Annotated in this window: 26 protein-coding genes and 1 pseudogene; 9 read left to right on the forward strand and 18 right to left on the reverse strand. The window is 72.5% G+C overall.

Annotated features, from left to right (window positions below):
- Positions 1-42: 42 nt before the first annotated feature.
- Both fabI and fabG read right to left on the reverse strand, forming a co-directional pair.
- Positions 43-822 (reverse strand): enoyl-ACP reductase FabI, encoded by a 780-nt coding sequence (gene fabI, locus IO40_RS0114760; protein ID WP_016468107.1) that lies wholly within the window; start codon positions 820-822, stop codon positions 43-45.
- 2 nt (positions 823-824) lie between these two features.
- Positions 825-1529 (reverse strand): 3-oxoacyl-[acyl-carrier-protein] reductase, encoded by a 705-nt coding sequence (fabG, locus tag IO40_RS0114765; RefSeq protein ID WP_030408697.1) that lies wholly within the window; start codon positions 1527-1529, stop codon positions 825-827.
- A gap of 223 nt (positions 1530-1752) precedes the next feature.
- Between fabG and tyrS the strand changes: the two genes are divergently transcribed.
- The 3 genes from tyrS to IO40_RS0114780 all read left to right on the forward strand — a co-directional run bounded on the left by tyrS (position 1753) and on the right by IO40_RS0114780 (position 4310).
- Positions 1753-3171: a tyrosine--tRNA ligase gene (tyrS, locus tag IO40_RS0114770; protein WP_016468109.1), complete on the forward strand. Its 1419-nt coding sequence runs from the start codon at positions 1753-1755 to the stop codon at positions 3169-3171.
- A 288-nt stretch (positions 3172-3459) separates the two neighbouring features.
- Positions 3460-3837 (forward strand): DUF3099 domain-containing protein, encoded by a 378-nt coding sequence (locus IO40_RS0114775; protein WP_016468110.1) that lies wholly within the window; start codon positions 3460-3462, stop codon positions 3835-3837.
- A gap of 212 nt (positions 3838-4049) precedes the next feature.
- Positions 4050-4310: a hypothetical protein gene (locus IO40_RS0114780; RefSeq protein WP_016468111.1), complete on the forward strand. Its 261-nt coding sequence runs from the start codon at positions 4050-4052 to the stop codon at positions 4308-4310.
- Positions 4311-4380: 70 nt separating this feature from the next.
- Here IO40_RS0114780 and moaA read toward each other — a convergent pair whose 3' ends face one another.
- The 3 genes and pseudogenes from moaA to IO40_RS0114795 all read right to left on the reverse strand — a co-directional run.
- Entirely contained in the window at positions 4381-5370 is a 990-nt protein-coding gene (gene moaA, locus IO40_RS0114785) for a GTP 3',8-cyclase MoaA (protein ID WP_016468112.1), read from the reverse strand.
- Positions 5371-5566: 196 nt separating this feature from the next.
- Positions 5567-7216, reverse strand: a complete 1650-nt coding sequence (locus IO40_RS0114790) for a solute symporter family protein (protein ID WP_016468113.1) — start codon at positions 7214-7216, stop codon at positions 5567-5569.
- A gap of 98 nt (positions 7217-7314) precedes the next feature.
- Positions 7315-7650: pseudogene (locus IO40_RS0114795) on the reverse strand (DUF485 domain-containing protein); the annotation flags it as partial.
- 248 nt (positions 7651-7898) lie between these two features.
- On the opposite strand from IO40_RS0114795, the gene IO40_RS0114800 reads away from it, so the two are divergent.
- Complete coding sequence (locus IO40_RS0114800) at positions 7899-9437, forward strand: S8 family peptidase (RefSeq protein ID WP_016468115.1); 1539 nt, start codon at positions 7899-7901, stop codon at positions 9435-9437.
- A gap of 207 nt (positions 9438-9644) precedes the next feature.
- Here IO40_RS0114800 and IO40_RS0114805 read toward each other — a convergent pair whose 3' ends face one another.
- The 5 genes from IO40_RS0114805 to IO40_RS0114825 all read right to left on the reverse strand — a co-directional run bounded on the left by IO40_RS0114805 (position 9645) and on the right by IO40_RS0114825 (position 15451).
- Positions 9645-10580: a sterol desaturase family protein gene (locus IO40_RS0114805; protein ID WP_031175535.1), complete on the reverse strand. Its 936-nt coding sequence runs from the start codon at positions 10578-10580 to the stop codon at positions 9645-9647.
- Positions 10581-11209: 629 nt separating this feature from the next.
- Positions 11210-12445 (reverse strand): amidohydrolase family protein, encoded by a 1236-nt coding sequence (locus IO40_RS0114810; protein WP_031175536.1) that lies wholly within the window; start codon positions 12443-12445, stop codon positions 11210-11212.
- Entirely contained in the window at positions 12442-13731 is a 1290-nt protein-coding gene (locus IO40_RS0114815) for an amidohydrolase family protein (protein ID WP_030408693.1), read from the reverse strand. The genes IO40_RS0114810 and IO40_RS0114815 overlap by 4 nt, the downstream gene beginning before the upstream one ends.
- An 11-nt stretch (positions 13732-13742) precedes the next feature.
- Entirely contained in the window at positions 13743-14627 is an 885-nt protein-coding gene (locus tag IO40_RS0114820; protein WP_016468119.1) for an SDR family NAD(P)-dependent oxidoreductase, read from the reverse strand.
- Positions 14627-15451: an acetoacetate decarboxylase family protein gene (locus IO40_RS0114825; RefSeq protein WP_030408691.1), complete on the reverse strand. Its 825-nt coding sequence runs from the start codon at positions 15449-15451 to the stop codon at positions 14627-14629. The genes IO40_RS0114820 and IO40_RS0114825 overlap by 1 nt, the downstream gene beginning before the upstream one ends.
- Positions 15452-15557: 106 nt before the next feature.
- On the opposite strand from IO40_RS0114825, the gene IO40_RS0114830 reads away from it, so the two are divergent.
- From IO40_RS0114830 to IO40_RS0114845, 4 genes are all read left to right on the forward strand, one after another.
- Positions 15558-16298: a TetR/AcrR family transcriptional regulator gene (locus IO40_RS0114830; protein WP_030408690.1), complete on the forward strand. Its 741-nt coding sequence runs from the start codon at positions 15558-15560 to the stop codon at positions 16296-16298.
- A gap of 36 nt (positions 16299-16334) precedes the next feature.
- Positions 16335-17369, forward strand: coding sequence for a DEDDh family exonuclease (locus IO40_RS0114835; protein WP_030408689.1), 1035 nt, complete (start codon positions 16335-16337; stop codon positions 17367-17369).
- A gap of 136 nt (positions 17370-17505) precedes the next feature.
- A complete protein-coding gene (locus IO40_RS0114840) occupies positions 17506-18369 on the forward strand; it encodes an SURF1 family cytochrome oxidase biogenesis protein (protein WP_031175537.1) in 864 nt (287 codons plus the stop codon).
- Between the two features lie 39 nt (positions 18370-18408).
- Complete coding sequence (locus IO40_RS0114845; RefSeq protein ID WP_031175538.1) at positions 18409-19188, forward strand: SDR family oxidoreductase; 780 nt, start codon at positions 18409-18411, stop codon at positions 19186-19188.
- Between the two features lie 31 nt (positions 19189-19219).
- On the opposite strand, the gene amaP is transcribed toward IO40_RS0114845, so the two are convergent.
- The 5 genes from amaP to IO40_RS0114870 all read right to left on the reverse strand — a co-directional run bounded on the left by amaP (position 19220) and on the right by IO40_RS0114870 (position 21749).
- Entirely contained in the window at positions 19220-19816 is a 597-nt protein-coding gene (gene amaP, locus IO40_RS0114850) for an alkaline shock response membrane anchor protein AmaP (RefSeq protein WP_030408686.1), read from the reverse strand.
- 15 nt (positions 19817-19831) lie between these two features.
- Positions 19832-20515 carry a DUF6286 domain-containing protein gene (locus IO40_RS0114855; RefSeq protein WP_031175539.1) on the reverse strand — a complete coding sequence of 228 codons (684 nt, stop codon included), beginning with the start codon at positions 20513-20515 and terminating at the stop codon, positions 19832-19834.
- A complete protein-coding gene (locus tag IO40_RS0114860; protein WP_041968939.1) occupies positions 20512-20979 on the reverse strand; it encodes a hypothetical protein in 468 nt (155 codons plus the stop codon). The genes IO40_RS0114855 and IO40_RS0114860 overlap by 4 nt, the downstream gene beginning before the upstream one ends.
- A 5-nt stretch (positions 20980-20984) precedes the next feature.
- Positions 20985-21173, reverse strand: coding sequence for a hypothetical protein (locus tag IO40_RS0114865; RefSeq protein WP_016468128.1), 189 nt, complete (start codon positions 21171-21173; stop codon positions 20985-20987).
- Positions 21174-21239: 66 nt separating this feature from the next.
- Positions 21240-21749 (reverse strand): Asp23/Gls24 family envelope stress response protein, encoded by a 510-nt coding sequence (locus tag IO40_RS0114870; protein WP_016468129.1) that lies wholly within the window; start codon positions 21747-21749, stop codon positions 21240-21242.
- Positions 21750-21976: 227 nt separating this feature from the next.
- Here IO40_RS0114870 and IO40_RS0114875 point away from each other — a divergent pair, with 227 nt between their 5' ends.
- Positions 21977-22768, forward strand: a complete 792-nt coding sequence (locus IO40_RS0114875; RefSeq protein ID WP_016468130.1) for a hypothetical protein — start codon at positions 21977-21979, stop codon at positions 22766-22768.
- Positions 22769-22863: 95 nt separating this feature from the next.
- On the opposite strand, the gene IO40_RS0114880 is transcribed toward IO40_RS0114875, so the two are convergent.
- The 3 genes from IO40_RS0114880 to IO40_RS0114890 all read right to left on the reverse strand — a co-directional run bounded on the left by IO40_RS0114880 (position 22864) and on the right by IO40_RS0114890 (position 25905).
- Positions 22864-23643 (reverse strand): enoyl-CoA hydratase/isomerase family protein, encoded by a 780-nt coding sequence (locus IO40_RS0114880; RefSeq protein WP_016468131.1) that lies wholly within the window; start codon positions 23641-23643, stop codon positions 22864-22866.
- A 95-nt stretch (positions 23644-23738) separates the two neighbouring features.
- On the reverse strand, positions 23739-23960 hold the full coding sequence (locus IO40_RS0114885; RefSeq protein ID WP_030408682.1) for a helix-turn-helix domain-containing protein: 222 nt from the start codon (positions 23958-23960) through the stop codon (positions 23739-23741).
- A gap of 346 nt (positions 23961-24306) precedes the next feature.
- On the reverse strand, positions 24307-25905 hold the full coding sequence (locus IO40_RS0114890; protein ID WP_016468133.1) for an ABC-F family ATP-binding cassette domain-containing protein: 1599 nt from the start codon (positions 25903-25905) through the stop codon (positions 24307-24309).
- Positions 25906-26135: the final 230 nt, after the last annotated feature.

Here is a 26135-nt window from a genome sequence, read left to right on the forward strand (position 1 = left end):
CGCGGCCCCCGGGGCGCCGGTCCCCGGTGAGGCGGGCGCCCGTCAGGCACCCATCATGTGCACGCCGCCGTCGACGTGGACGATCTCGCCCGTGGTCTTCGGGAAGAAGTCCGACAGCAGGGCGACGATGCTGCGGCCGGCCGGCTCCGGGTCGGCCAGGTCCCAGCCGATGGGCGCGCGGGTGTTCCACACGTCCGACAGCTCCTCGAAGCCCGGGATGGACTTGGCGGCCATCGACTTGATCGGCCCGGCGGAGACCAGGTTGCAGCGGATGTTCTTGTGCCCCAGGTCGCGGGCGAGGTAGCGCGAGGTCGACTCCAGCGCCGCCTTGGCGACACCCATCCAGTCGTACTTCGGCCAGGCCAGCTGCGCGTCGAAGTCCATGCCGACGACGGAGGCGCCGCGCTTCTCCAGCAGCGGAAGCAGCGCCATCGTCAGCGACTTGAGCGAGTACGCCGAGACCTCGACGGCCGTGGCGACCGACTCCCACTCGGTGTTGAGGAAGTTGCCGCCCAGCGCGTCCTGCGGCGCGAAGGCGATGGAGTGCACCACACCGTCCAGCGAGGCGTCGTCGCCGAAGTGCTCGGCGACCTTCGCCGCCAGCCCGTCGAGGTGCTCCTTGTTCGTCACGTCCAGCTCGATGACCGGCGCCTCCTTGGGCAGCCGCTTGGCGATGCGCTCCACCAGGGAGAGCCGCCCGAAGCCGGTCAGCAGCACCTCGGCGCCCTCCTCCTGGGCGACCTTGGCCGCGTGGAAGGCGATCGAGGATTCGGTCAGCACGCCGGTGATCAGGACGCGCTTGCCGGCGAGAATTCCGCTCATGTTCAGTGACCCATGCCCAATCCGCCGTCCACGGGAATGACGGCTCCGGTGATGTACGCCGCTTCGTCCGACGCCAGGAAGCGGACCGCGGAGGCGACCTCCGCCGCCTCGGCGTAGCGGCCCAGCGGCACCTGCTTGACGAACTCGGCGCGCTGTTCCTCGCTCAGCGCGCGCGTCATGTCGGTGTCCACGAAGCCGGGTGCGACCACGTTGCAGGTGATGTTGCGGGAGCCCAGCTCGCGGGAGAGCGAGCGGGCGAAGCCCACCAGACCGGCCTTGGAGGCGGCGTAGTTGACCTGCCCCGCCTGGCCCAGCAGGCCCACGACCGAGGAGATCAGCACGATACGGCCCTTGCGCGCGCGCAGCATGCCGCGGGAGGCACGCTTGACCACGCGGTAGGCGCCGGTGAGGTTGGTGTCGATGACCGAGGTGAAGTCCTCCTCGGACATCCGCAGCAGAAGCTGGTCACGGGTGATGCCCGCGTTGGCGACGAGGACCTCGACGGGGCCCTGCTTCTCCTCGACCTCCTTGTACGCCTGCTCCACCTGCTCCGGCTCGGTGATGTCGCACTTGACGCCGAGGAAGCCCTCCGGCGGCTCTCCGGAGCGGTAGGTGACGGCGACGTTGTCGCCCCCCTCGGCGAAGGCCCGGGCGATGGCGAGGCCGATGCCGCGGTTTCCCCCGGTCACGAGCACTGAGCGGCTCACTGTGTGACCACCCTTCCTTGCTTCTGCTGTCGCGTTCTGTCCCACGGAGAACCTATCCGGTCACCGCGGGGTCACGAGCACTCGGGCACGGACAGGGGCCCCGCCGGGCTCCTGTGGAGTCCCTACAGAACCCCCGCGGCACCCGGCAGCCGCGGGCGGCGACGCCGGTGGCGGCGCATAGACTTCACGTGACCCTTTTCGACCACCACACCAGGACAGTGACGTGACACGCCTCGGCGACTCCGTACAGCGCGCCAGTGAGCTGCTGGCCCAGGACCTCTCCACCGACGCCAACGTCGAGCGGCTGCTCGAGGAGACCGGGGCCCGCCGCTATCTGGACCTGAGCGATCTGCCGGCCAGGGAACAGGCCGAACTGATCGGGGCGCGGGCGGTGGAGCTGCTGCCCTCGGTGGAGAAGCTGGCCGAACGCATCGAGGAGCGGGCCGCGCAGGGCAAGAGCCTCCACATCAAGCTGGGCATCGACCCGACGGCGGCCGATGTGCACCTGGGCCACGCGGTGCCGATCATCGTGCTCAGCCGCTTCCAGCGGATGGGCCACGACATCACGCTCATCATCGGGGACTTCACCGCGAAGATCGGCGACCCCTCGGGCCGTACCGCCGAACGCCCGCCGCTGACGGACGAGGACATCGCCCGCAACCTGTCCGGCTACCAGGAGCAGGTGCGGCCCTTCTTCGACTTCGAGAAGGTGCGCTTCGCCCACAACAGCCAGTGGCTCGCCCCCTACACGCTGCCGAAGCTGCTGGGACTGCTGGCCCAGGTCCCGGTCTCCTCGCTGCTCCAGCGCGAGGACTTCCGCAACCGGCTGGCGGAGGGCTCCGGGCTGACCATGTCGGAGCTGCTCTACCCGGTCGCACAGGCCCTCGACTCGGTCGAGCTGGCCTGCGACGTGGAGCTGGGCGGCGTCGACCAGCTGCTCAACCTCCAGATGGGCCGCCGGGTGATGGAGGCGCACGGGCAGCAGCCGCAGCTCGTCGTCACCATGCCGCTGGTCGAGGGCACCGACGGCTCCGGCGCGAAGATGTCCAAGTCCAAGGGCAACTACGTGGGGCTGTCGGGCTCGCCCGACGAGGTCTTCGGCAAGATCATGTCCATCCCCGACCGGCTCATGGTGCCCTACCTGCGGGCCTGGACGGAGTGGACGGACGCGGAGATCGAACAGGCGACCGCCCGGATCGAGGCCGGCTCGCTGCACCCGATGGACCTCAAGAAGATCCTCGCGGGCGAGGTCGTCGCCGCACTGCACGGCGTACCGGCGGCGATGGCGGCCCGGGCGCACTTCGTCGCGCAGTTCTCCAAGAAGTCCTTCTCCGACGCCGGGACCCTGCCCGCCGTGGAGGTGGCCGAGCACGGCGAGGAAGGCGTCGCGGCCGTGCTGACGAAGGTGCTGGAGTTCACGCCCAGCGCCTCGGCCGCCCGGCGGATCGCGAAGCAGAACGGGCTGCGGCTGATCGTGGAGAAGACCGGCCGCGACCAGCAGGCCGTCGTGCTGTCCGAGACGGAGGCGCTGCGCCCGCTGGCCGAGGTGGCCCGTGAGGCCGTCGCCGCCCACGCGGACGGCGCCGCCGACGCCGTGTACCTCAAGGCGGGCCGCAAGGTCGCCGAGATCCGCGGCCTGTGACCCGGGTGGCGGGCCCCGCGCGGGCCCGCCACCGCGCCGGCCTGCTGCCGGGCCGGTGAGGACCCGCGGCCCGTGCGGGCACCCGCGGCCGGGCGGACGCGGGCCGGGCGCCGGGAGGGGCTACGCCGCCCGCCGGAGCGGCCCGCACCACGCCGTACGCAGGGCGACCGGTCGCGTCCGCGCGGTGCCCCGGTCTCGTTCCCGACGCACGCGGGGCGTACCGTGGAAGGGGTCCGGATCTCCCGGTACGGCCGCGGAGGACGGCAGCTGAGCAGGTGGTGGAGCGGGATGCGGAAGCAGCACCAGCCGGAGGTTTTCCGGATCACCGGGGCCCGGCAGGGTCTCCAGGAAGACGTTCGCGGACGGCAGCGCCGCTATGTGATCTCGATGCTGGTCCGCACGGTCGCCGTCCTGCTGACCGTGGTGCTGTGGAACGTCGAACGGCCGCTGGCCATCGCCACCCTGGTACTCGGCGCGATCCTGCCCTACGTCGCGGTGGTGATCGCCAACGCGGGCCGCGAGAACGCCCCCTCGATGCCCTCCGCCTATCTGCTGGACTCCCCCCGCCGCGTGCTGGAGGGCTCCGACGTGACGAAAGCGGAAGGCCGGGCCCGTCCGGAAGAGGCCGAAGGGCGCCCGAACCAGCCCACGTCCGACCGCAGTTGAGTTTGTCGTTCACGCAAAGCACAAGAAAAGCTCGGTTCAATCCTGCGGTTCCGTGCACCGGGGACGCTCCCGCATGCCATACTTCATGTGCGCTCCGCATCCCCCGTCGGAGCGATGGACCGACGCCGGGCGGCTCCCCCCGTGGCTGCCCGGCGTCGCTTGTTGTCCGGACCCTTGGAGAAGGTGTCCGGCCCCTGAGAGAGGATGGAAGGGTGATCCCTTCCCCCACCTCCCCCAGCGAGGGGCCCGAGACCCCCATCTGTTCCGCCAAGGGCTGCCGCGCGGCGGCCGTCTGGGTGCTGGCCTGGAACAACCCGAAGCTGCACACGCCCGACCGCCGCAAGACGTGGCTGGCGTGCGAGGAACACCGTGAGCACCTCGCCACGTTCCTCGGTGTCCGCGGCTTCCTCAAGGACACCGTGCCGCTGGCCGAATGGGAGCCGGCCGGCACCGGGGAAGAGCACCGGCGGTAGGAGCCGCCCTCCTCGCCGCCGGAGGGCTCCATGCGTGCGGGCCCTCGGCGCGACGGGGGCGTCCGCCCCCTCAGCCGCCGATCGCCGACATCGGTCGCTGCGGCTGCACGAACGACGGATCGTCGATCCCTGCCCCCGCCTTCTTGCCCCACATCGCCTTGCGCCACAGCTCGGCGATCCGCGCGTCGTCCGCGCCGGACCGCAGCGCGCCCCGCAGATCCGACTCCTCGGTGGCGAACAGACACGTACGCACCTGCCCGTCCGCCGTCAGCCGCGTACGGTCGCAGGCCCGGCAGAACGGGCGGGTCACCGACGCGATGACCCCCACCCGCGCCGGGCCGCCGTCCACCAGCCAGCGCTCCGCCGGCGCGGAACCCCGCTCCCCCTCGCCCTCGGGCGTCAGGGTGAAGCGCTCACGCAGCGCCGCCAGGATGTCCCCCGCCGTGATCATCCCCTCCCGCTGCCAGCCGTGCTGGGCGTCCAGCGGCATCTGCTCGATGAACCGCAGCTCGTAGCCCTCCTCCAGCGCCCACTCCAGCAGGTCGGGAGCCTCCTGGTCGTTGAGGCCGGGCATCAGCACGGCGTTCACCTTCACCGGTGTCAGGCCCGCCGCGCGCGCCGCGGCCAGGCCCCGCAGCACGTCCGCGTGACGCTTGCGGCGCGTCATGCGCTGGAAGGTGTCCGGGTCCAGGGTGTCCAGCGAAACGTTCACCCGGTCCAGACCGGCCTCGCGGAGCGCCTCGGCCGTCCGGTCCAGACCGATACCGTTCGTCGTCAACGACATCCTGGGACGGTGCTCCAGCTCGCCGCAGCGCGCCACGATGCCCGTCAGTCCCGGACGCAGCAACGGTTCACCACCGGTGAAGCGGACCTCCTCGACGCCGAGCTGCGAGGTGGCGATCCGGATGAGCCGGACGATCTCGTCGTCCGTCAGGAGGTCGGGCTTCGCCAGCCACTGCAGGCCCTCTTCCGGCATGCAGTAGGTGCAGCGCAGGTTGCAGCGGTCGGTCAGCGAGACGCGTAGGTCCGTGGCGACCCGGCCGTAGGTGTCCAGCAGCATGCTGAGGGCCTCCCATGTGCGTGATCTGCTTCGCAGCGTAAGTCACTGTTGTGGGATCCGACAGCTTGGGCCGATGGGGGCTCGCAGGTGCGAGGGCCACCCCCTCGCGGGGGTCGCACCAGCGGGGGGCTTCGCGATTCGCCGTCGGGCCGGGGTCCGCCACAGGGCGGGACGCCCCGGCCCGACGGCTGCGGGCTCAGTGGGCGCCCAGGCCCGTCATGGAGCGGATTTCCAGTTCGGCGTACTTCTTGCCGCCCGCAGCCTCGTCCCGCGACAGCAGGGAGCCGACCCAGCCGAGCAGGAAGCCCAGCGGAATGGAGATGAGCCCGGGGTTCTCCAGCGGGAACCAGGCGAAGTCGACGCCGGGGAACATCGAGGTCTCCTTGCCGGTGACGACCGGTGAGAAGAACACCAGCAGGACGGAGGAGACGAGCCCTCCGTAGATGGACCACAGCGCGCCCGTCGTGGTGAACCTCTTCCAGAAGAGGCTGTAGAGCAAGGTGGGCAGGTTCGCGGACGCCGCGACGGCGAACGCGAGCGCCACCAGACCGGCGACATTGAGCTTGCCGGCGAAGATGCCCAGCCCGATGGCGACGGCACCGATGATGACGGCGGAGACGCGGGCGGCCTTGACCTCCTCCTTCTCGGTGGCCTGGCCCTTGCGGATGACGTTGGCGTACAGGTCGTGCGCGAAGGACGAGGAGGACGCCAGGGTCAGGCCGGCGACGACGGCGAGGATGGTGGCGAAGGCCACCGCGGAGATCATCGCGAGCAGTACGGCCCCGCCGGTGGAGTCCGCTCCGCCGCCGATCTCCTGTGCGAGGAGGGGCGCTGCGGTGTTGCCCGCGGCGTTGGAGTCGGTGATCGTCTTGGGGGTGAGCAGGGCGGCGGCGCCGAAGCCGAGGGCGATGGTCATCAGGTAGAAGACGCCGATGATGCCGATGGCCCAGTTGACGGACTTCCGGGCGGCCTTGGCGGTGGGCACGGTGTAGAAGCGGATGAGGATGTGCGGCAGCCCCGCGGTGCCCAGGACGAGGGCGATGCCGAGCGACAGGAAGTCGATCTTCGAGGTGGCGGTGGCGCCGTACTTGAGTCCGGGTTCCAGGAACGCGGCACCCTTGCCGCTGTTCTCGGCGGCGGCGCCGAGCAGGGTGGAGAGGTTCCAGTTGAACTTGTGGAACACCAGGACGGTGATGATGACGGTGCCGCCGATCAGCAGGCACGCCTTGATCATCTGGACCCAGGTGGTGCCCTTCATCCCGCCGATCGTCACGTAGAGGATCATGATGATGCCGACGAAGACGACGATCAGGTTCTTGCCGGTTTCGCCGGTGATGCCCAGCAGCAGGGCGACGAGCGCGCCGGCGCCGACCATCTGGGCGAGCAGGTAGAAGATCGACACGATGATGGTGGAGACCCCGGCGGCCGTACGGACGGGCCGCTGGCGCATCCGGTAGGCGAGGACGTCGCCCATGGTGTAGCGGCCGGAGTTGCGCAGGGGCTCGGCGACCAGCAGCAGGGCCACGAGCCAGGCGACGAGGAAGCCGATGGAGTACAGGAAGCCGTCGTACCCGGACAGGGCGATGGCGCCGGCGATGCCCAGGAAGGACGCGGCGGACATGTAGTCGCCGGAGATGGCCAGGCCGTTCTGGAAGCCGCTGAACTGCCGGCCGCCCGCGTAGAAGTCGGTGGCGTCCTTGGTGCGGCGGCCCGCCCAGACGGTGACGGCGAGGGTGATGACGACGAAGAGGGAGAACAGGGTGATGATCAGCGGGCGGTGCTCGCTCGCCCCCTCGGCGGCCAGTTGAGCGGTGGGGGCCGCGAGTGCGTGGGTGGTGGCGCTCATGCGTCGTCCTCCTGACCGGCGAGTTCGCCCTTGTCCTCGTCGCGGGGGTCGGCCTGGTGGCCGATGCCGGCTCCGGTTGTCCGGCTCAGGTCCTCGGCCTCCAGCCGCGTCTTGAGTGCGTGCGCCTTCGGATCGAGCTTGGCGGCGGCGAAGCGCGAGTACCACCAGGCGATCAGGAACGTGGTGACGAACTGGGCGAGGCCGAGGACGAAGGCGACGTTGAGGTTGCCCGCGACCTTGGTGCCCATGAAGCCGCCCGCGTAGTTGGAGAGCAGCACATAGAGCAGGTACCAGACGATGAACGCGACGGTGAGCGGAAAGACGAACGTGCGGTAGCGGCTCCGCAGTTCGCCGAATTCGGCGCTGTTCTGCACGTCCGTGTAGTCCCGGCCGTCCGGTGGGCCGGAGGGCGCGTGCTCAGGGGCGGTGTCCACGATGACTCCAGTCGGTTCGCGAGGGGACGGTACGAACGGAAGAGTGTGATCCACGTCTCAAGTGGCGCATGGTGCGCGCATCGTAAGGCGAGCCCGGTCGTGACGACAGGGGGCGGCTGAGGAAACAGTCAAAGCCGATCTTCGCTCCGCAACGCCTTCGGACTTTCTCCATCAATCCATTGCAGTCACCTGCCGCTCAGGGATAACTTCCGTCATTCGTGGACAACTTCAGACGACATGGAGACCCCATGGATCCGAGACCTTCCAAGCGGCGGCGTGCTCTCGCGGTGCCGCTGGGACTGGTGCTGACCGCTTCGCTGGGCCTGGCGGGCGCCGCCGCGGCGAATGCGCAGAGCACCACGGACACCGCTGCGCCGAAGGCGAAGGCGGGCGAGAAGCTCAGCTACGTCGTCAACACGGCGACCGACGGCGGTACCGTCGAACGTGTCAAGAAGGAGATACGCGAAGCTGACGGCAAGGTCGTCGCGACGTACAAGAAGATAGGCGTCATCGTCGCGCACTCCGCCAACCCGGAGTTCGGCCAGACCCTCCGCGCGGTCAAGGGAGTCGACTCCGCGGGCGCCACGCGTACCGCCCCGCTCCAGGCCGCGACCACCACCGAGGTGGGCAAGCCGGTCTTCGTCAAGGAGCCGAAGAAGGCGTCCACGCTGGCGAAGGCGCAGGCCAACGGCCAGGAGCCGCTGGAGTCCCTCCAGTGGGACAAGCGGGCCATCAAGGCCGACAAGGCCGCCCTGGTCAACGAGGGCAGCAAGAAGGTCACCGTCGGAGTCATCGACACCGGCGTGGACGACACCCACCCGGATCTGAAGGCCAACTTCTCCGCGAAGCAGTCCGCCAACTGCGTCGGCGGCAAGGCCGACACCTCGCGCGGCGCCTGGCGCCCGTACAACCCGGACGAGGACTACCACGGCACCCACGTGGCGGGCATCATCGCGGCCGACCGCAACGGCGTCGGCATCGCGGGCACCGCGCCCGGCGTCAAGGTCTCGTCCATCAAGGTGAGCGAGCCGGAGACCTCGCTGTTCTACGGCGAGGCGGTCGTCTGCGCGATGGTCTTCGCCGCGGACCACGGCGTCTCGGTCACCAACAACAGCTACTACGTCGACCCGTGGCTGTACAACTGCGACGACCAGGCCGACCAGAAGGCGATCGCCGACGCGGTGCAGCGTTCCGTCAAGTACGCGCAGCGCAAGGGCGTCACCACGGTCACCTCCGCGGGCAACTCCTCGCACGACCACGCGGCGGCGCAGATCGTCGACGACTCCAGCCCGAACGACAGCACGCCGGTCAAGCGCACCATCAACCCGGCGTCCTGCCCGGACGTGCCCACGATGCTGGAGGGCGCGACCTCCGTCTCGGCGACGGGCCCGGAGAACCTCAAGTCGTACTACTCCAACTACGGCCGCAACCAGATCGACGTGACGGCCCCGGGCGGTGACCGGGCCTTCCAGACCCCGGACGAGCCGGCCAAGGACGGCGGCGTGCTGTCCACCATGCCGAACGGCGAGTACGCCTACCTCCAGGGCACCTCGATGGCGGGCCCGCAGGTCGCGGGCGTGGCTGCGCTGCTCAAGAGCACCCACCCCAAGTCGAGCGCCCAGGAGATTTCCTGGCTGCTGAAGGCCCAGGCGCAGACCCTGCCGTGCCCGGCGAGCTACGACCCGGACGGCAAGGGCACCTACGCGGCCAAGTGCACCGGTGTGAAGGGCAACAACAGCTTCTACGGTCACGGACTGGTGGACGCGCTGGCGGCCGTCACGAAGTGACGCTCACCCTCTGACGGGTCCCGGGCCGGGTGCGACGCGCCCGGTGCGGGGCCGGCGGGGAGAAGCCGGGGCCGGGCCGCTTCCGAGCGGCCCGGCCCCCGTGCGTCTGTGCCTCCGTGCGCGGGGCCTCCGTATGTCCGGCGCCGTATGTCCGGCCCCGAATGTCCGGCTGCGCCGGCAAGGGGACGGCGGATCGGCGGATCGGTGTCAGGCGGGCGGGCCGGCCGGACCGCTGGAGGGAGACAGCGCGGAGACCGGCTCTCCGCCCCGCAGCCGGTCGTCGCCCGGCTGTCGGCCGCCCTGCGGCCGGTCGGCCGGCTGCCAGCCGGGGCCGCGGAAGATGCGTCCGCCCCGCTCGCGCCAGCTGCGGGCGCGGCGTAGGTCCCGGGCGATGGCCACGTATTCGTGGGTGGCCACGCGCAGCGGGTTGTAGGTGTCGATGTTCTTGGTCAGCCCGAAGACACACCGGTCGGTCTCGGGGACGAAGGAGCCGAAGAGCCGGTCCCAGACGATGAGGATGCCGCCGAAGTTGCGGTCCAGGTAGGAGCCCTGCGAGGCGTGGTGGACCCGGTGGTGCGAGGGCGTGTTGAAGGCGAACTCGACGGGGCGGGGCAGCTTGCCGATGCGTTCGGTGTGGATCCAGAACTGGTAGACCAGGTTGGCCGAGGAGCAGAACGCGAGGGCGGCCGGGTGCACGCCCAGGGCGATCAGCGGCAGGTAGAACGGCCAGACCGTCCAGGTGGTCCACGGCTGGCGCAGGGCGGTCGTCAAGTTGAACTTGCGACTGGAGTGGTGCACGACGTGGCAGGCCCACAGGATGCGGATGACGTGGTGTCCGCGGTGGGACCAGTAGTAGCAGAAGTCCTGCGCGAGCAGCATCGGCACGAGCGTCCACCAGTGGAGCGGTACGCGCAGGGGCGTCAGTTCGTAGACCGCCGCGTAGACGGCCACGATGGGTATCTTCCACAGCGCGTCGAAGACCAGGCTGCCGAGCCCCATGGTGATGCTGGTCGCGGCATCCTTGGCCGCGTATCCGGCGGCTTTCTCGTCCGGGTGCAGGCGGTAGCTGACCATCTCGACGACGGTGAGCAGGACGAAGGCAGGGACGGACCACAGCACGACGTCGGGCAAGTTGGACGGCATGTCAGGAAGGTAAGGGTGCCGGGCGCGGTCCCGCCAGGGGTTGTTACTCGTGCGTATGCGAAAAACCGTCAACAACACGCGGGAACGGGCGCCCGCCTCACGGGCATTGGGAGAGCAGGCGGGGCGCCGCGCCGGTACGGAGGGCGGGCGCTTCACGGAGGGGCGATGGTGGGCACGCCGCGCGGGCGAGGAGGGACGGGGCGCCGCCCCACTCTGGTGAGGGCGGGCGCTCACCCGGGCGTCGGGGGGCGCACCTCACGGGCGTCGAGAACCGACGCTCACCTCGCGGACCCGGAGAGCGGGCGGGCGACGCGGAGGACGGGCGCCGAGGGCGGCGGGCGCGCCTCGCGGGCGGGGGCGACGGGCACTCACCGGGCACGAAGGGCGCCCACCTCGCGGACTCGGAGAGCAGCCGGGCGCCTCACAGACACCGAGAGCAGACGCCCGCCTCACGGACGATCCGGGAAGCCGGCAGGCGCGCGCCGCGCCGGCGCGAGCAGGCGCCGCGCCGGTGCGGAGGCCGCCGCGCCGGTGCGGAGGCCGTCGAGGCGGCGGGTCCCGGTGGTGCGGGCCGGCCCGCAACGCCGTGGCAGCGGCGGCCGAGGTGCCGCTGCCACGGCGGCTCCGCGTCACCAGACGCGGACCCTTCCCTCGGGGGCGAACGCCGGGCTGGTCGCCTCGGCCGGGATCTCCGTCAGCGGCTCGGCGATCTCCTCGACCGTGGGGCCGACCCGGGCCGCGATGGGGTCGAGCAGCGCCAGGTCGAAGCCGTACACCCGTGCCGCGTTGCCGCCCACCATGGCGGCGACCTCCTGCGGGGGCAGCCCCGCGAACGCGATGCGCAGCCCCTCCCGTGAGTAGGGGTGGGTGCCCTCGTCGTGCGGATAGTCGCTGCCCCACATGATCTTGTCCTGTCCGATGCGGGAACGCAGCGGCACCTCGTGGGGCCGCATGAAGCTGGCCCCGACGTAGCAGTTGTCGTGCCACACCTCGCTGGGGCGGGCGCCCATCGCGGCGGCCAGTCCGGCGCCGAACTTCGCCTCGGCGGTGGCCGTGCGGCCCGCGGCGGCGGCCAGGCGGCCGTGGTAGTAGTCGAGCATCTCCAGCACGCCGGGTATCCATCCGGAGCCCTGCTCGGTCAGCACCAGCCGCAGCCCGGGGTGGCGCCGGAAGGCACCGCCGAAGGTCAGGTGCCACAGGGCGCGGTGCGAGAACCAGGTGGTCTCGACCATGAAGACGGCGCGGGCGGCGGGCTCGTCGCCCAGCTGGGGCGAGGCGGAGCCGCCGTGGTGGTTGACCGGGACGTCCAGTTCGGCGCAGACGGCCCACAGCGGGTCGTAGGCCTGTGAGTACAGCTCGGGGATGCCGGAGCCCGGGGGGACGCCGGGCAGCAGCACACCGCCGCTCAGCCCGTTCGCGCGGGCCCACCGCACCTCCGCCGCAGCCTGCTCGACGTCGTTGAGGAGGATCTGCGCGACCCCGGCCCGCCGCCCCGGCGCGGCGGCGCAGAAGTCGGCCAGCCACCGGTTGTGGGCGCGCAGTCCGGCCCACCGCCGCTCCAGTTCGGCGCTGCCGGGCACGGGGGCCATGAGCGACGCGGAGGGGAAGAACGGCGGGATGGTGTTGGGGTAGACGACCTCGGCGACGATGCCGTCCGCCTCCAGCTCGGCCAGCCGCCGCCCGGAGTTCCAGTTGCGGTCGGCGGTGTCGGCGAGCAGGTCCTCGTACGGGTTGACGTAGGTGGCCGCCCAGGCGTCGAACTCGTCGTGCCAGCGCTTGCCCAGATAGGGCTTGTAGTCCGGCAGGTCGGCGCCGGCGTGGCAGTCGGCGGAGATGACGGTGTAGCGGTGTGCCGGGCCGGTCATGTGTCCCTCCCCACGAACGGGAAGTCGCCGCCGGTCAGCCAGTGCCGCCCTGTCGTACGGGCGCGGCGCCAGGACTCCTCGACGGGCCGCTGGTCGGCGGGCTGGCCCAGGTCGGCGGGGGTGGGGCCGATCCGGCGGGCGAGCGGTGCCAGGGCTGCGGTGTCGAAGCCGAAGATCTCGGCGGCTGACTCGCCCAGCATCCGGCGGGTCTCGGTGACGGGGATGTCGTGGAAGGTGTCGCGCAGCCAGCCGCGGGTGTTCGGCCAGGTGCCCTCGGGGTGCGGGAAGTCGCTGCCCCACAGGATGTTGTCGACGCCGATCTCGTAGCGCTGGGCCAGTTCGCGGCGTTTGGTGTTGGTGGCGCAGACGAAGACCTGGCGGTCGAGGTACTCGTGCGGCGGACGGGAGAGCCCCGCGAACGGCGAGAGCTTCTTGCCGCCGTGCGCGCCCAGGTAGAGCCGGTCCATGAACCACAGCAGGTTCGGCAGCCACCAGCAGCCGGACTCGGCGATGCCGAACCGCAGCCCGGGGTGCCGCTCGAAGGCACCGGACCACAGCAGGAACCACAGCGGACGCGCGGGCCACCAGGTGACCTCGCTGACGTAGATGCCCAGGTGATCGCCGTACTCGTGGCGGGGCGCCGCACCCGAGTGGGTGACGACGGGCATGCCGGTCTCCGCGGCGGCGGCCCATACCGGGTCGTAGCGGCGGTCGTGGTAGGGCGCCTTGTCCACCCACATGGCGGGGATCATCAGCGCGCCGAGACCGGACTCCTTGGCGCGGTGGATCTCGGCGACGACGGTGTCCGGCTCGGCGGTGACGGGCAGCAGGGCGACGCCGCAGTGCCGCTCGGGGTGGGCGGAGCAGAAGTCGGCCAGCCAGCGGTTGTGGGCGCGGGCGCCGGCCATGCCCAGTTCGGGGTCGTGGTCGCCGGACAGGCCGAGGCCGACGCCGAAGGGGGCCGCGGTGCCGCTGTCCACGGCGTCGGCGTCGGGGAAGACGACTTCGCCGGCCACGCCGTCGCCGTCGAGTTCCTTGACGCGCTGGGCCGCGTCCCAGCCGCCGCGCAGCCCTTCCTCGTGCTCCTCGAACCATTTGCGGGCGAAGGCCTCGTTGCGGATGCCGAGCCGGGTGGACTCCTCGATGCGCGCCTGCCGCTGGGCGAGGAATTCGTCGAAGTCCCGGTGGTGGGCGGCCTCCAGATAGGGCCGGTACTGCTCGGTGGGCAGCCCGGCGTGGCAGTCGGAGGAGATGATCAGGTACGGGTCGTCGTGGGGCGCCTGCATGGCGGGCCCTCCTAACCGAGGATGAAACTCTCCAGGTAGTCCGGGTCGGCCCGCTCCAGCATCGAGCGGGCGCGGGCCCTGATCTGTGCGTCGCTGTGCTCGCTGGGCGGCAGCATCCAGAACCTGTCGTCCCGGATGCCCTCGACGACGAGGCCGGCGACCTCCTCGACGGGGGTGAACCGCACCTCGTGCCCGGCCTCGCGCATGGCGGCCTCCCACTGGTCGAGGCTGCGGTAGGGCGTCTTGCGGGGGCGGGTCTTGGCGTAGCGGGCGGGCCGGTTGCGGTACGACTCCCACAGGCCGGTGCGCAGCATGTGCGGGCCCGGGAAGAGCACCGAGGCGCCGACCCGCGCTCCCTCGGCCCGCAGGTGCGCGTACAGGGATTCGGTCATGGTGACGACGGCCGACTTGGTCACCGCGTACACCGAGGCGGTGGGCAGCGGTGCGATACCGCCGTCGCCGGAGGAGGTGTTGACGACGTGCCCGGGCTCGCCGGAGGCCAGCATGCGGGGCACGAAGGCGCGGATGCCGTGGAAGACGCCCCAGACGTTCACGGCGAACGCCCATTTCCAGTCGTTGAGTTCGTGCTCCCACATCCGTCCTTCGGCGCCCGAGCCGACGCCCGCGTTGTTGCACAGGACGTGGACGGCGCCGAAGGTGTCGTGCACCGCCTCGGCCAGCTCCTCGACGGAGCCGGGGTCGCTCACGTCCGTCTCGCGCGCCAGAACGCGTGCGCCGGCGGCGCGCAGTTCGTCCGCGGCCCGCTCCAGCGGGGCACGCTCCACGTCGGCGAGGACGACCGAGAGCCCTTCGGCGGCGAAGCGGCGGGCCATGGCCAGGCCGATGCCGCCGGCCGCACCGGTGACGACGGCGGTCTGTCCCGCTTCCAGCCGCATCAGACGCTCCCCTCCCCCGCGGTGCCGTCCGCGCCCGGCGGAGGCCCGTCGAGCACCTGGGCCGCGTCGTCGTACCGCTGGTGCACGTACGGGAGCAGTTCCTCGGGCCGGACGCGGGCGGCGACCCGGCCCCGCTGGTCGCTGGTCTTCTCGCCGAGGGTGATCTCCACCAGACGGCGTACCGGCAGATCCGCCACGGGGTCGTAGGGCGAGTCGCGCAGGGTGACCGTGCCGGTGACCGATTCGAGCCGGCGCACCTTCTCGTGGCGCAGGCAGTGCACCAGCACCGGTTCGCCGTCGAAGCCGCTGCCGGCCACGCCGGGCAGGAACTTGAAGTAGAAGTCGAGCTTGGCGGTGGGCTCCGGCAGCGGCAGCGCACCGCCGACCGTGCCGGTGACCTCGACGAAGGTGATGCCGTGCCGCGCCAGCTTGGCCCGTACCGTGCCGTCGGGCCCGCGTTCGACGCCGACCTCGCCGAGCTTCTTGGGCTCGCCGAACACCTCCCGGCCGCCGATGAGGGCGCGTTCGTGGGTCATCGGCATCACCAGCGGGTACCAGCCGTCGGCGTCCGCGTGCCGGGCGGCCACGGCCACGGAGCCGGCGCCGAGCGGGTAGCCGGGCAGGTCCACCTGGCTGACGGCGGTGCGGACGAGGGGGCGGGCGGCGGGTTGGAGCGGCGGCGGCAGCACGGCGGCCACCACCTCGGGGTCGGTCTCCCAGACGGCCTGCAGGCCGGTGGACCAGATGTCGGGGAGCCGGGCGCTCGCCCGCCGTGCCCGTTCGGCCGCTTCCTGCCCGCGCGGCCCGTACCTGACTCGTGCCATCCGCGACACCTCCCGGGGACGGCGCCGCACCAACGCGACGCTGTAACACCGTTACAACCATCTCCGCGAAGGGTGAAGACCCGCGCAGCGGTGAGAATGGGGGATCATGCCGACTCCGCAGCGCCACCCCGCACGGTCCGCCCCGCAGCGTGCCCCGCTCACCCGTGACGAGGTGATCGACGCCGCCGCGGCCCTGGTGCGGCAGCACGGCCCGCAGGCACTGACGATGCGCAGGCTGGCCGCCGAACTGCGCACCGCCGTCACCTCCATCTACTGGCACGTGGGCAACCGCGAGTCGCTGCTGGAGGCCCTCGTCGAGCGCACGGTGCGGGAGTTGGGCGACATCCGGCCGCGCGGCACCACACCGCGGGCCCGCATCGTCTCGGTGGCCCGCGCGCTGCGGCGTGAGTTGCTGGCCCGCCCGCATCTGGTCGCGATGGTGCACGAACGGGGCCTGACGGAGCGGATGTTCCACGCCGCCCAGCAGGCGCTCGCCCGGGAGGCGCACGCCGCCGGACTGCGCGGGGCGCGCGCGGCCGAGGCGGTACGCGCCGTGCAGTTCTCGGTCATCGGTCAGGTGCTGATCGAGCGCAACCGGGAGCGCTCACCCCAACAGCGTCCCGCCGAACCCGGATGGTGGGAGCACGACCCGGCGGACACCGACCCCGCCCTCGTCCGCGCCCTGGCCGCCCCTCCCGACCCCGAGAAGGTGTTCACGGCGACGATACGGGCACTGGTCGACGGTTTGCTCCCGATATCCGATTCGCCCCTTCCGACGCCTCGTCAGTCCGCCCGCACGGCAGACCGCACGGCGCCGCCGCGCACCTCGCGCGGCAGGCGTGCCTGACACCGCTGTCAGTACCGCCCCGTATTCTCTGGAACCATGCTCGAAGACCAGACGGCACGCACCGAGGGGATGTCCGAGCGCATCCCCGCGCAGCCCGCCGCCGACGCCCGGCCACCCCTCGACTGGCCGTCCGGATACCCGGACGGCTACGCGGTGGTGGACGTCGAGACGACGGGGCTGGCGCGCGACGACCGGATAGTGTCGGCGGCCGTCTACCGCCTGGACGCGCGCGGCGAGGTCGAGGACCACTGGTACACCCTCGTCAACCCGCAGCGGGACCCGGGGCCCACCTGGATCCACGGGCTGACGGCCGAGGCGCTGGCCGAGGCGCCGCTCTTCGCCCAGATCGCCGACGAGTTCGCCGCCCGGCTCGCCGGACGGGTCCTGGTCGCGCACAACGCCATCTTCGACTGGTCGATGATCGCGCGGGAGTACGCCCGCGCCCGGCGCGAGGCACCCGTACGCCAGCGGCTGTGCACCATCGCCCTCTCCAAGGAACTCTCCCTGCCCCTGCCCAACCACAAGCTGGAATCGCTCGCCGCCCACTACGGCGTCGTCCAGCAGCGGGCGCACCACGCGCTGGACGACGCGCGCGTACTGGCCGAGGTCTTCCGGCCCAGCCTGCATCTGGCGGCCCGGCACCAGGTACGGCTGCCGCTGCTGGCGTGCAAACCGCTGAGCGAGTGGTCCGAGTCGGTGGTGCGGCGCGGCGGCGGCCCGGCGGCCGGCGGCCACCGCTCCTACGGAAGCTGGCGGCCCTCCCGCAAACGGCCCGCCTGCCCCTACCCGAACCCGGGGCGGTACGAACCGGGAGGGCGGCTGGTGCAGGGGATGCGGGTGGCCATCTCCGGCGACACCTCCGTGGACCGCGAACTGCTGGAGGACCGCGCGATCGAGGCGGGACTGCACATCGCCACCAGCGTGTCGCGGCTCACCAGCCTGCTGGTCACCAACGACCCGGACGCGGCCACCTCCAAGCTCGTCAAGGCCCGCTCCTTCGGCACGCCCGTCATCGACGAGGCGGCCTTCACCCAGCTCCTCCAGGACGTCGCCCCGGCCCCCGCGAGCTGAGGCAGGAAGCTGAGGCCCGGGAGCTGGAGCCCGGAAGCCGAGCGCGCGAGCCGCGCCCGGGCCCGCCCCGCCGCGACTCGGGCGACCCGGGGCCCGCGCCCGGGCGCGGAGGGCCGAAGGGGTACCGTCAGTAGGCGTGTACCGCTTCCTGTTGTCCCGGCAGTGGGTGATCCTCACCCTGCTCGGTCTCGTGCTGATCCCCGTCATGATCAAGCTGGGCTTCTGGCAGCTGCACCGCCACGAGAGCCGGGTGGCCCGCAACGAGGAGGTGGCCGCCAGCCTCGCCGCCCCCACGGTGCCGGTCACCGAGCTGACGGGCGTGGGCCGCGAGCCCGCCGCCGCCGAGAAGTTCCGCACGGTCACCGCGCACGGCAGGTACGACACGGAGCACGAGGTCGTCGTACGGCACCGTACGGCGGCCGACGGCGACACCATCGGCTACTTCGTCGTCACCCCGCTGGTCCTCGACGACGGCAAGGCGATCCTCGTCAACCGGGGCTGGATCCGCTCGGAAGGCGATCTCACCAGCTTCCCGAAGGTTCCCGAGCCGCCGCGGGGCGAGGTCACCGTCACCGGGCGGATGATGCCCGACGAGACCACCGAGGCCAGCGGCATCAAGGACACCAAGGGCCTGCCGGACCGCCAGGTCATGCTGATCAACAGCAAGAAGCAGGCCGGGGACGTGGGCCGGCCGATGCTGGGCGGCTTCGTCCAGCTCATGGAGACGAAGCCGCAGCCGAACGGCAAGCAGCCCGAGGTGCTGCCGGAGCCCGACCACAGCGGCATCGGCCCGCACATGGCGTACGCCATCCAGTGGTGGCTGTTCACCGGCGCGGTACCGGTGGGCTGGGTCGTCCTGGTGCGCCGGGAGGCGAAGGAGCGCCGCGAGCGGGCGGCGGCCGGGGAGACGGCGGCGGCCGGGGAGCAGCCCGGGGACGAGGAGCCGGACGCGGAGAAGGAGCCCGGCAAGCCGGATGAGCCGGAGAAGGTCACCACCTGACCGGTGGCCCGGCGGCCGGTGTGCGGCACACTGCTCACCATGGATCTTGGACTTTCTCAGCGCGTCTACGTCGTCACCGGAGGAACCCGCGGGCTCGGGTTCGCCACCGCCGCGCAGTTGCTCGCCGAGGGCGCCCGCGTCGTCATCACCGGCCGCTCCCAGAAGGCGGCCGAGGAGGCGGCGGCCCGACTGGGCGTCGAGGCGTCCGGGGCCGAGGGCCGGGCGGTGGGGATCGCCGCGGACAACGCCGCCCCGGACACCCCGCAGCAGGTCGTGGCCGCGGCCCGCGAACGCTTCGGCCGGTTCGACGGCCTCCTGGTCAGCGTCGGCGGTCCCCCGGCGGGTGTACCCGCCGACCAGCTCACCGACGAACACTGGCGCTCGGCCTTCGACAGCGTCTTCCTCGGTGCCGTCCGGCTGGCCCGCACGGCGGCCGGGGAACTGGGCGAGGGCGGCGTGATCGGTTTCGTGCTGTCCGCCTCGGTGCACGAACCGATCCCCGGACTGACCCTCTCCAACGGGCTGCGCCCGGGCCTGGCCGGCTTCGCCAAGACCCTGGCCAACGAGCTGGGTCCGCGCGGCATCCGCGTCCTGGGGCTGATGCCCGGGCGGATCGGGACGGAGCGGATGCAGTACCTCGACTCGCTGACCGGGGACGGGGACGCCGCCCGGGAGCGCAACTGCGAGGCGATCCCGCTGCGCCGCTACGGCACGCCCGAGGAGTTCGGCCGTACCGCCGCCTTCCTGCTCTCCCCCGCGGCCTCCTATCTGACGGGCGTGATGGTGCCCGTGGACGGCGGGGCCCTGCACGGTTTCTGAGCCGCGCCCGGCACCGCGCGGGCCCGGCGGGTCAGCTGACGCGCTCGGCGCGGTGGCGGGCCGCGCGCATGCGCACCTCCGCGGGGAGGGCGTCCAGCCCCGCCGAGGTCGCCGCGTGGTGCAGGGCCTCGCCGCGCAGCCGGTGCGCCACCGGCCCCGGCTGGGCGTGCGGGGCCAGCACCAGCCCGACCCGGGCCCGGGGTGAGCGGCGCCGTCCGGTCAGCGTCACCCGGGCCCGGTCCACCCCCGGCTGGGCCTCCGCCTCGGCCTCCACCACGTCCTCCAGCGCACCGCCGCGCAGCCGCGCCCCCTCCCCGTCGCCGCTGTCGACCAGCACCTCGCCCAGCCGGTGCCGTCGCAGTTGTGCCAGCAGCCACCACAGGCTGAGCAGGGCCAGAACGGCGAGGGCGGCGATGACGACCGGCCACCACCAGCCCTCCCCGGTCCAGCGGGTGCGGTCGGCGTCGGTGAGCACCACGTCGCCGGGGCGGGTCCAGGGCCAGCCGGACGGCATGGAAAGGTCCCAGCGGCGTGGCAGTCCGGCGGCGGCGAAGAGCACGGCCAGGCCGAGTGCGAGCAGCACCAGCCCGATCAGTGCGGTCAGCACCCGGTTGACGGTCCGCAGCATGGCTCTCGTCTCCCGTCACTTGCCCGGTCGTCGTACGCGCACGGAAAGGCCGGGCCTGCGGGCCAGGCCCAGTTGGTCGATGCCGTCGCCGAGGGCACCGCCGAGGTCGGAGCGGACCTCTTCCAGGTCCCGGAAGTGCGCCAGGGCCCGGGCGCGGACCTTGCGGCGCGAGACCTTCACCCGTACGGCCTGCACCCCCGGCACCTCCATGGCGCGGTCCCGCAGCACCAGCGCGGCGGCGGACCGTTCGAGGCCGGCGCGGACCTGCGGAAGCTCGGGCCGCATGGTCAGCAGTGAGCGGCGGCCGGGGGTGAGGGCCAGCACCAGCAGCCACAGTCCCAGCGCGGCGGCCACGGCCGCGCCCGCCATGACGAAGACGTCGTCCAGGCGCCGGGTGGCCAGTTCGTCGGCGAGGGTGCGGCGCCAGGCCATGCCGGGGCGGCCCGCCCGCACCGAGGCGACGTCGTACAGCAGGAATCCGAGTCCGGCGAGCAGGAGCAGCGCCGTGACGGCGGCGGGGGCGCGGCGTGTCGCCCAGAAGCGGCCCGCCTTGCCCTCGCGCGGACCGGCGGGTGCGTAGTCGGGGCCGGGGCCCGGGCCGCCGGGTCCGGCGGAGGCGGGTTCCTTCTCCAGCGTGGTGCCCGGCGCGGGGCCGCCGCCGGCGTCCGGTTGCGGGTTCGTGTCTTCCGTGCCGCTCACGTCACCCTCCTGGCGCTGTCGCCCCGCAGGTGCGCCGAGTGCAGCCGCTCGATGTCGAGCGCCACCTCCGGCACCTCCATGCCGACCAGTTCCCTCACCCGGGTGACGACCCGGCGCCGCACCGCGCCGCACTGGGCGCCGATGTCGGAGGGGTAGCCCAGCTCCAGCGACACCCGGATCCGGGCGGTGCGCTCCCGTACGGTGACGGTCGTCCGGCCGACGGGCTGCGGTACGGGCGGGCCAGCCGCCGGGCGGCGGGCCCGGGCGTCGGCCTCCTCCTGGCCGGTGCCGGTGCCGGCCGCCGAGCCGGCGCGGTAGCCGCGCAGGGCCTCGCGTGCCGCCTGCGCCGCGACCTTGGCGACCACCCGGTCCGCGATCCGGGTCTGGCCGCGCTCGGCGGCGGCGACCCGTTCGGAGCCGGGCAGCGGAGCCCGTGAGGGGGTCGGAGCCTTCGTGTCGCTCATCGCGGTCACCTGCGGCGTTCGTCGCCGCGACCGCGGAAGAAGTCCCCGGCGTCCAGGTCCCCGTCGACGAACCTGCCCACCAGGAACCCGACGGCGCCCAGCGCCGCGACCAGCAGGAAGGCCCCGAAGCCGCCGAAGTACCCGGCGAATCCCAGCGCCAGGCCGGCGATCAAGCCGACAAGGGCCATGTTCATCATGTGCTCCTTCGCTCGGCACCGCGGCACAGTGCGCGGCGCGCGCTCACCCCGGCGGCCACGCCCCTACTGCAACCGGGGACGGTCCTGGTCCTCTTCGTCCTCGTCCTCCTCGTCGGGCAGCTTGACGTCGCTGACCGCGATGTTGACCTCGACGACCTCCAGGCCGGTCATCCGCTCCACGGCGGAGACGACGTTCTCCCTGACGGAGCGGGCCACATCGGCGATGGAGACGCCGTAGTCGATGACGATCTCCAGGTCCAGTGCCGTCTGCACCTCGCCGACCTCGGCCTTGACGCCGCGGGTCACGGACTTGCCGCCGCCGGGCACCCGGTCGCGGACCGCGCCGAACGTGCGGGACATGCCGCCGCCCATCGCGTGCACCCCCACCACGTCACGGGCCGCCATGCCGGCGATCTTCTCGACCACCCCGTCGGCGATGGTCGTTCGGCCCCTGGAGCCCGCCGGCCCGCCTCCCCCGCGCCGCGTCGGCTCGGACCGGCCGCCGCTCTTGTCGTCCGCCGCCTGGGAGGCGCCGCGGTTCTCGGAGCGGTTGGACGTACTGGACTCGGACATCTCGCGCCCCTTTCGGAGGTTCGGAGCGGCCTGCCGCCCCGCTTGTTCACACTAGGCGCGTACGGACGCGCACCGCTCGCGCACAGCGGGCGGGCCGGGGCCGACCGGGTGAGCGGGGTACCGGATGCGCGCGGACGGGCGGGCACGGTGCGGCCCGGCGCGGCAGGCTCGTGGCGCGGCATCGCGCGGTCGCCGCGGGCCGCGGGCGCGGAAAGGACGTGAGGGCCATGCCGGCGGAACGGCTGACGCACATGGTGCGCCGACAGCTCGGTCTGGGGCGGCTGCTGCCGCTGGGGCGGGCGGCGGACGGCGCGTGGATCGCGGAGGAGGCGGCGGTGGGGGTGCTGTGCCGCGCGGCGGGCGGCGCCCGGCTGAGCGGGGTGCGGATCGGGCCCGCCGGCCCGGCGACGGACGGACCCGCCGTGCCGCCTCCGCCGAGCGCGCTGCCGCCCGGCCCGCTGCGGCTGACGGCGGATCTGGCCGTGTACGCCGATCCGACCGTGCCCGCCGCCGTGGACGCCGTACGCGGCGCACTGCTGGACTGCGCCGACCGGGGGCTCGGGCTGCCGCTGACGGCGGCCGATCTGCGGGTGACGGAGCTGCTGGACGCCCCGGCCGCTCCCGAGGCCGGTGGCCGGGGCGGGTCCTCCGCGGGGTCCGGCACCGGCGGCTCCGGGACCGAGGCGGGCGGCCGGGACGAGGCCGGGCGGGTCGCACGTGCGGTGCTGGCCGTGGACGGGGTGGCCCGGCTGGCTCCCGTGGTGGGCCCCGCCCTCTCCCGGGTGGCGGCGGGCCCGGCGGCCTCCGCGGTGCAGGTCACCGGCGCGTCCGGGGAGCGGCGGCATGTGCTGGTGGAGGTCGCGCTGTCGCCGGGCGTACGGGCGCTGGACGCCGCGCGGGCGGCGCGTACGGCGGCCCACGACGTGCTGGCGGGCACCGGCCGGGCGAAAGCGGCGCCCCGGGTCACCGTGGCGGTGCTGGTCACCGCCGTGGACCCGCCGCCGACCGCCCGCCGGTAGGGGCACCGGCCCGGTCCGTTCCCCGGTGCGGCAGCGGCGAGGGGCATGCCGGGAACCGCCCGGGCGCGCGGTGCTCCTCCGTCGGGGTGAGGCGGCTACTCGCCCAGCCCGGCCAGGTCGCGCAGACGGCGTGCCTGGGCGGCCCGTTCGGCGGCGCGCTGTTCGTCGTAGGAGCGTGTACCCGCCCCGGCGAGCAGGGCCTTCGTCTCGATCACGGCGTCGCGGGGCGCGGCGAGCAGGGCCGCGGCCAGATCGGTGACGGCGCCCTCCAACTGGGCGGCGTCGACGACCAGATTGGCCAGGCCCACGCGTTCGGCCTCGTCGGCGTGGACGAAGCGGCCGGTGGCGCAGATCTCCAGGGCACGCGCGTAGCCGACGAGGCCGACCAGCGGATGGGTGCCCGCCAGGTCGGGCACCAGCCCGAGGCTGGTCTCGCGCATGGCGAACTGCACGTCGTGGGCGCACACCCGCAGGTCGCAGGCGAGTGCGAGCTGGAACCCGGCGCCGATGGCGTGGCCCTGGACCGCGGCGATGCTGACGAGGTCGGGGCGGCGCCACCAGGTGAACGCCTGCTGGTACTCGGCGACGGCGGCGTCCAGTTCCGCGTCGGTACGGCGTGCCAGGTCGAGGAACGACAGTTCGCCCTCGATGCCTTCCGGTTCGAACGCGCGGCGGTCGAGCCCGGCGGAGAAGGACTTGCCCTCGGCGCGCAGGACGACGACCCGTATCGAGCCCGGCAGCACGCGTCCCGCCTCGGCCAGCGCCCGCCAGGTCGCGGGCGTCTGCGCATTGCGCCTGGCCGGGTTGGTGAGGGTGACCGTGGCCACCTCGCCCTCGGCGGTGACGTGCACGCCGTCCTTGTCGAGCAGGGTCATCGAGGTTCCTCCGGTGGTTACCCAGCAGTTCGGTTAACCGAAGAGTAACCACCGGAGTGAACGCCCGAAAGCCATGCCGACGGGTGAAGGCGCCCTCAGGAGGAGGATGTCTTCTTGCCGCGGGTCGCTCCGCCGCGACCACGCAGCGTCACCCCGGACTCGCTGAGCATCCGGTGCACAAACCCGTAGGAACGGCCCGTTTCTTCGGCCAGCGCCCGGATGCTCGCTCCGGCGTCGTATTTTCTCTTCAGGTCTGCCGCGAGCTTTTCGCGCGCGGCGCCGGTCACCCGGCTGCCCTTCTTCAGAGTCTCGGCCACCCGTGCCTCCTCATGGGAAGTGCGCTCTGTGACTCTCATGATCACCCCTCCTCCCGCATCTGGCCACCCATTCGGCAAGGTCTTCGCGGGCGGCTTGGGCGCTTGTGCACAGCATGAATCTCCTGGAGGAGGAGATTCCGGCCTCATGCAGATGCACGTGCACATCGGCCCATGGCGGGTACACGGGAAGAATGGGCAGGTCAGCGGCTCGCCGCGCGGACAGTCACGCCCGGGGCGGCGCTGCTGGCACGAAGACGTACCCCCGGCGCGGGGCGCGCCGGGGGTATGAGCCGTCCTCACTCAGATGAAGGATCAACCGTCGGCCGAATGATCCATAAGGGATGGATCAAGCAAGGGCGACGAGGTCCGCGTACTCCTCGCTCCACAGGTCCTCGACCCCGTCGGGGAGCATGATGATGCGCTCCGGCTGGAGGGCGTCCACCGCGCCCTCGTCGTGGGTGACCAGCACGACGGCGCCGGTGAAGGTGCGCAGCGCCCCGAGGATCTCCTCGCGGCTGGCCGGGTCGAGGTTGTTGGTCGGCTCGTCCAGCAGGAGCACGTTCGCGGAGGAGACGACCAGCGTCGCCAGGGCGAGCCGGGTCTTCTCCCCGCCGGAGAGCACCCCGGCCGGCTTGTCCACGTCGTCGCCGGAGAAGAGGAAGGAGCCCAGCGTCTTGCGGATGTCCACGAGATCCATGTCGGGCGCGGCCGAGCGCATGTTCTCCAGGACCGTGCGGTCCGCGTCCAGCGTCTCGTGCTCCTGCGCGTAGTAGCCGAGCTTGAGCCCGTGACCGGGGACGACCTTGCCGGTGTCCGGCGTCTCGACACCGGCCAGCAGCCGCAGCAGCGTCGTCTTGCCGGCGCCGTTGAGGCCGAGGATGACCACGCGGGAGCCCTTGTCGATGGCCAGGTCCACGCCCGTGAAGATCTCCAGCGAGCCGTACGACTTGGACAGGTCCTCCGCCATCAGCGGCGTCCTGCCGCACGGGGCGGGGTCGGGGAAGCGCAGCTTGGCGACCTTGTCGGACTGGCGCTCGCCCTCCAGCCCGGCGAGCATCTTCTCCGCGCGGCGTGCCATGTTCTTGGCGGCGACGGCCTTGGTCGCCTTGGCCCGCATCTTGTCGGCCTGGGCGTTGAGGGCGGCGGCCTTCTTCTCGGCGTTGGCCCGCTCCCGCCTGCGCCGCTTCTCGTCGTCCTCGCGCTGGGTGAGGTACTGCTTCCAGCCCATGTTGTAGATGTCGAGGGCCGAGCGGTTGGCGTCCAGGTAGAAGACCTTGTTGACGACCGTCTCGACGAGGTCCACGTCGTGGGAGATGACGATGAGGCCGCCGCGGTAGGTCTTGAGGAAGTCGCGCAGCCAGACGATGGAGTCGGCGTCCAGGTGGTTGGTCGGCTCGTCGAGCAGCAGGATGTCCGCGTCCGAGAAGAGGATGCGGGCCAGCTCCACGCGGCGGCGCTGACCGCCGGAGAGGGTGTGCAGCGGCTGGCCGAGGACCCGGTCGGGCAGTCCGAGGCTGGCGGCGATGGTGGCGGCCTCCGCCTCGGCCGCGTAACCGCCCTTGGTGAGGAACTCCGTCTCCAGCCGCTCGTACTTCTTCATCGCCTTCTCGCGCGTGGCGCCCTGGCCGTTGGCGATGCGCTGCTCGTTCTCCTGCATCTTGCGGAGTACGACGTCCAGGCCGCGCGCGGACAGGATGCGGTCGCGGGCGAGCACGTCGAGGTCGCCGGTGCGCGGGTCCTGCGGGAGGTAGCCGACCTCACCGCTGCGGGTGATGGTGCCCGCGGTGGGCTGGCCCTCGCCGGCCAGGCACTTGGTGAGGGTGGTCTTGCCGGCGCCGTTGCGGCCCACCAAGCCGATGCGGTCGCCCTTGGCGACGCGGAAGGTGGCGGACTCGATGAGGACGCGGGCGCCGGCGCGCAGCTCAAGGCCGGAGGCGGTGATCACTGGGGGACTCCAAGGCAGGACTGTGGACGTGCGTACGGATCAGTGCGTCGGAAGCGGCGTACGCACGCCTAATGCACGAGGAGATGAGGCATGGGCCCAGTCTACCGGCGCGGGGCAAACAGTTTTCCGCCGCACGAGCGCCCGCGCGACGGTGGTCCCGACGGCGTCCGCGCCCCCCCGCGGGGCGCCGGCCGGGCTGTCGGCGGCCGGCCGGACCGTCACGGACGCGA

This window comes from Streptomyces albus subsp. albus, assembly GCF_000725885.1.
In the GTDB taxonomy this organism is placed as follows: Bacteria; Actinomycetota; Actinomycetes; order Streptomycetales; family Streptomycetaceae; genus Streptomyces; species Streptomyces albus.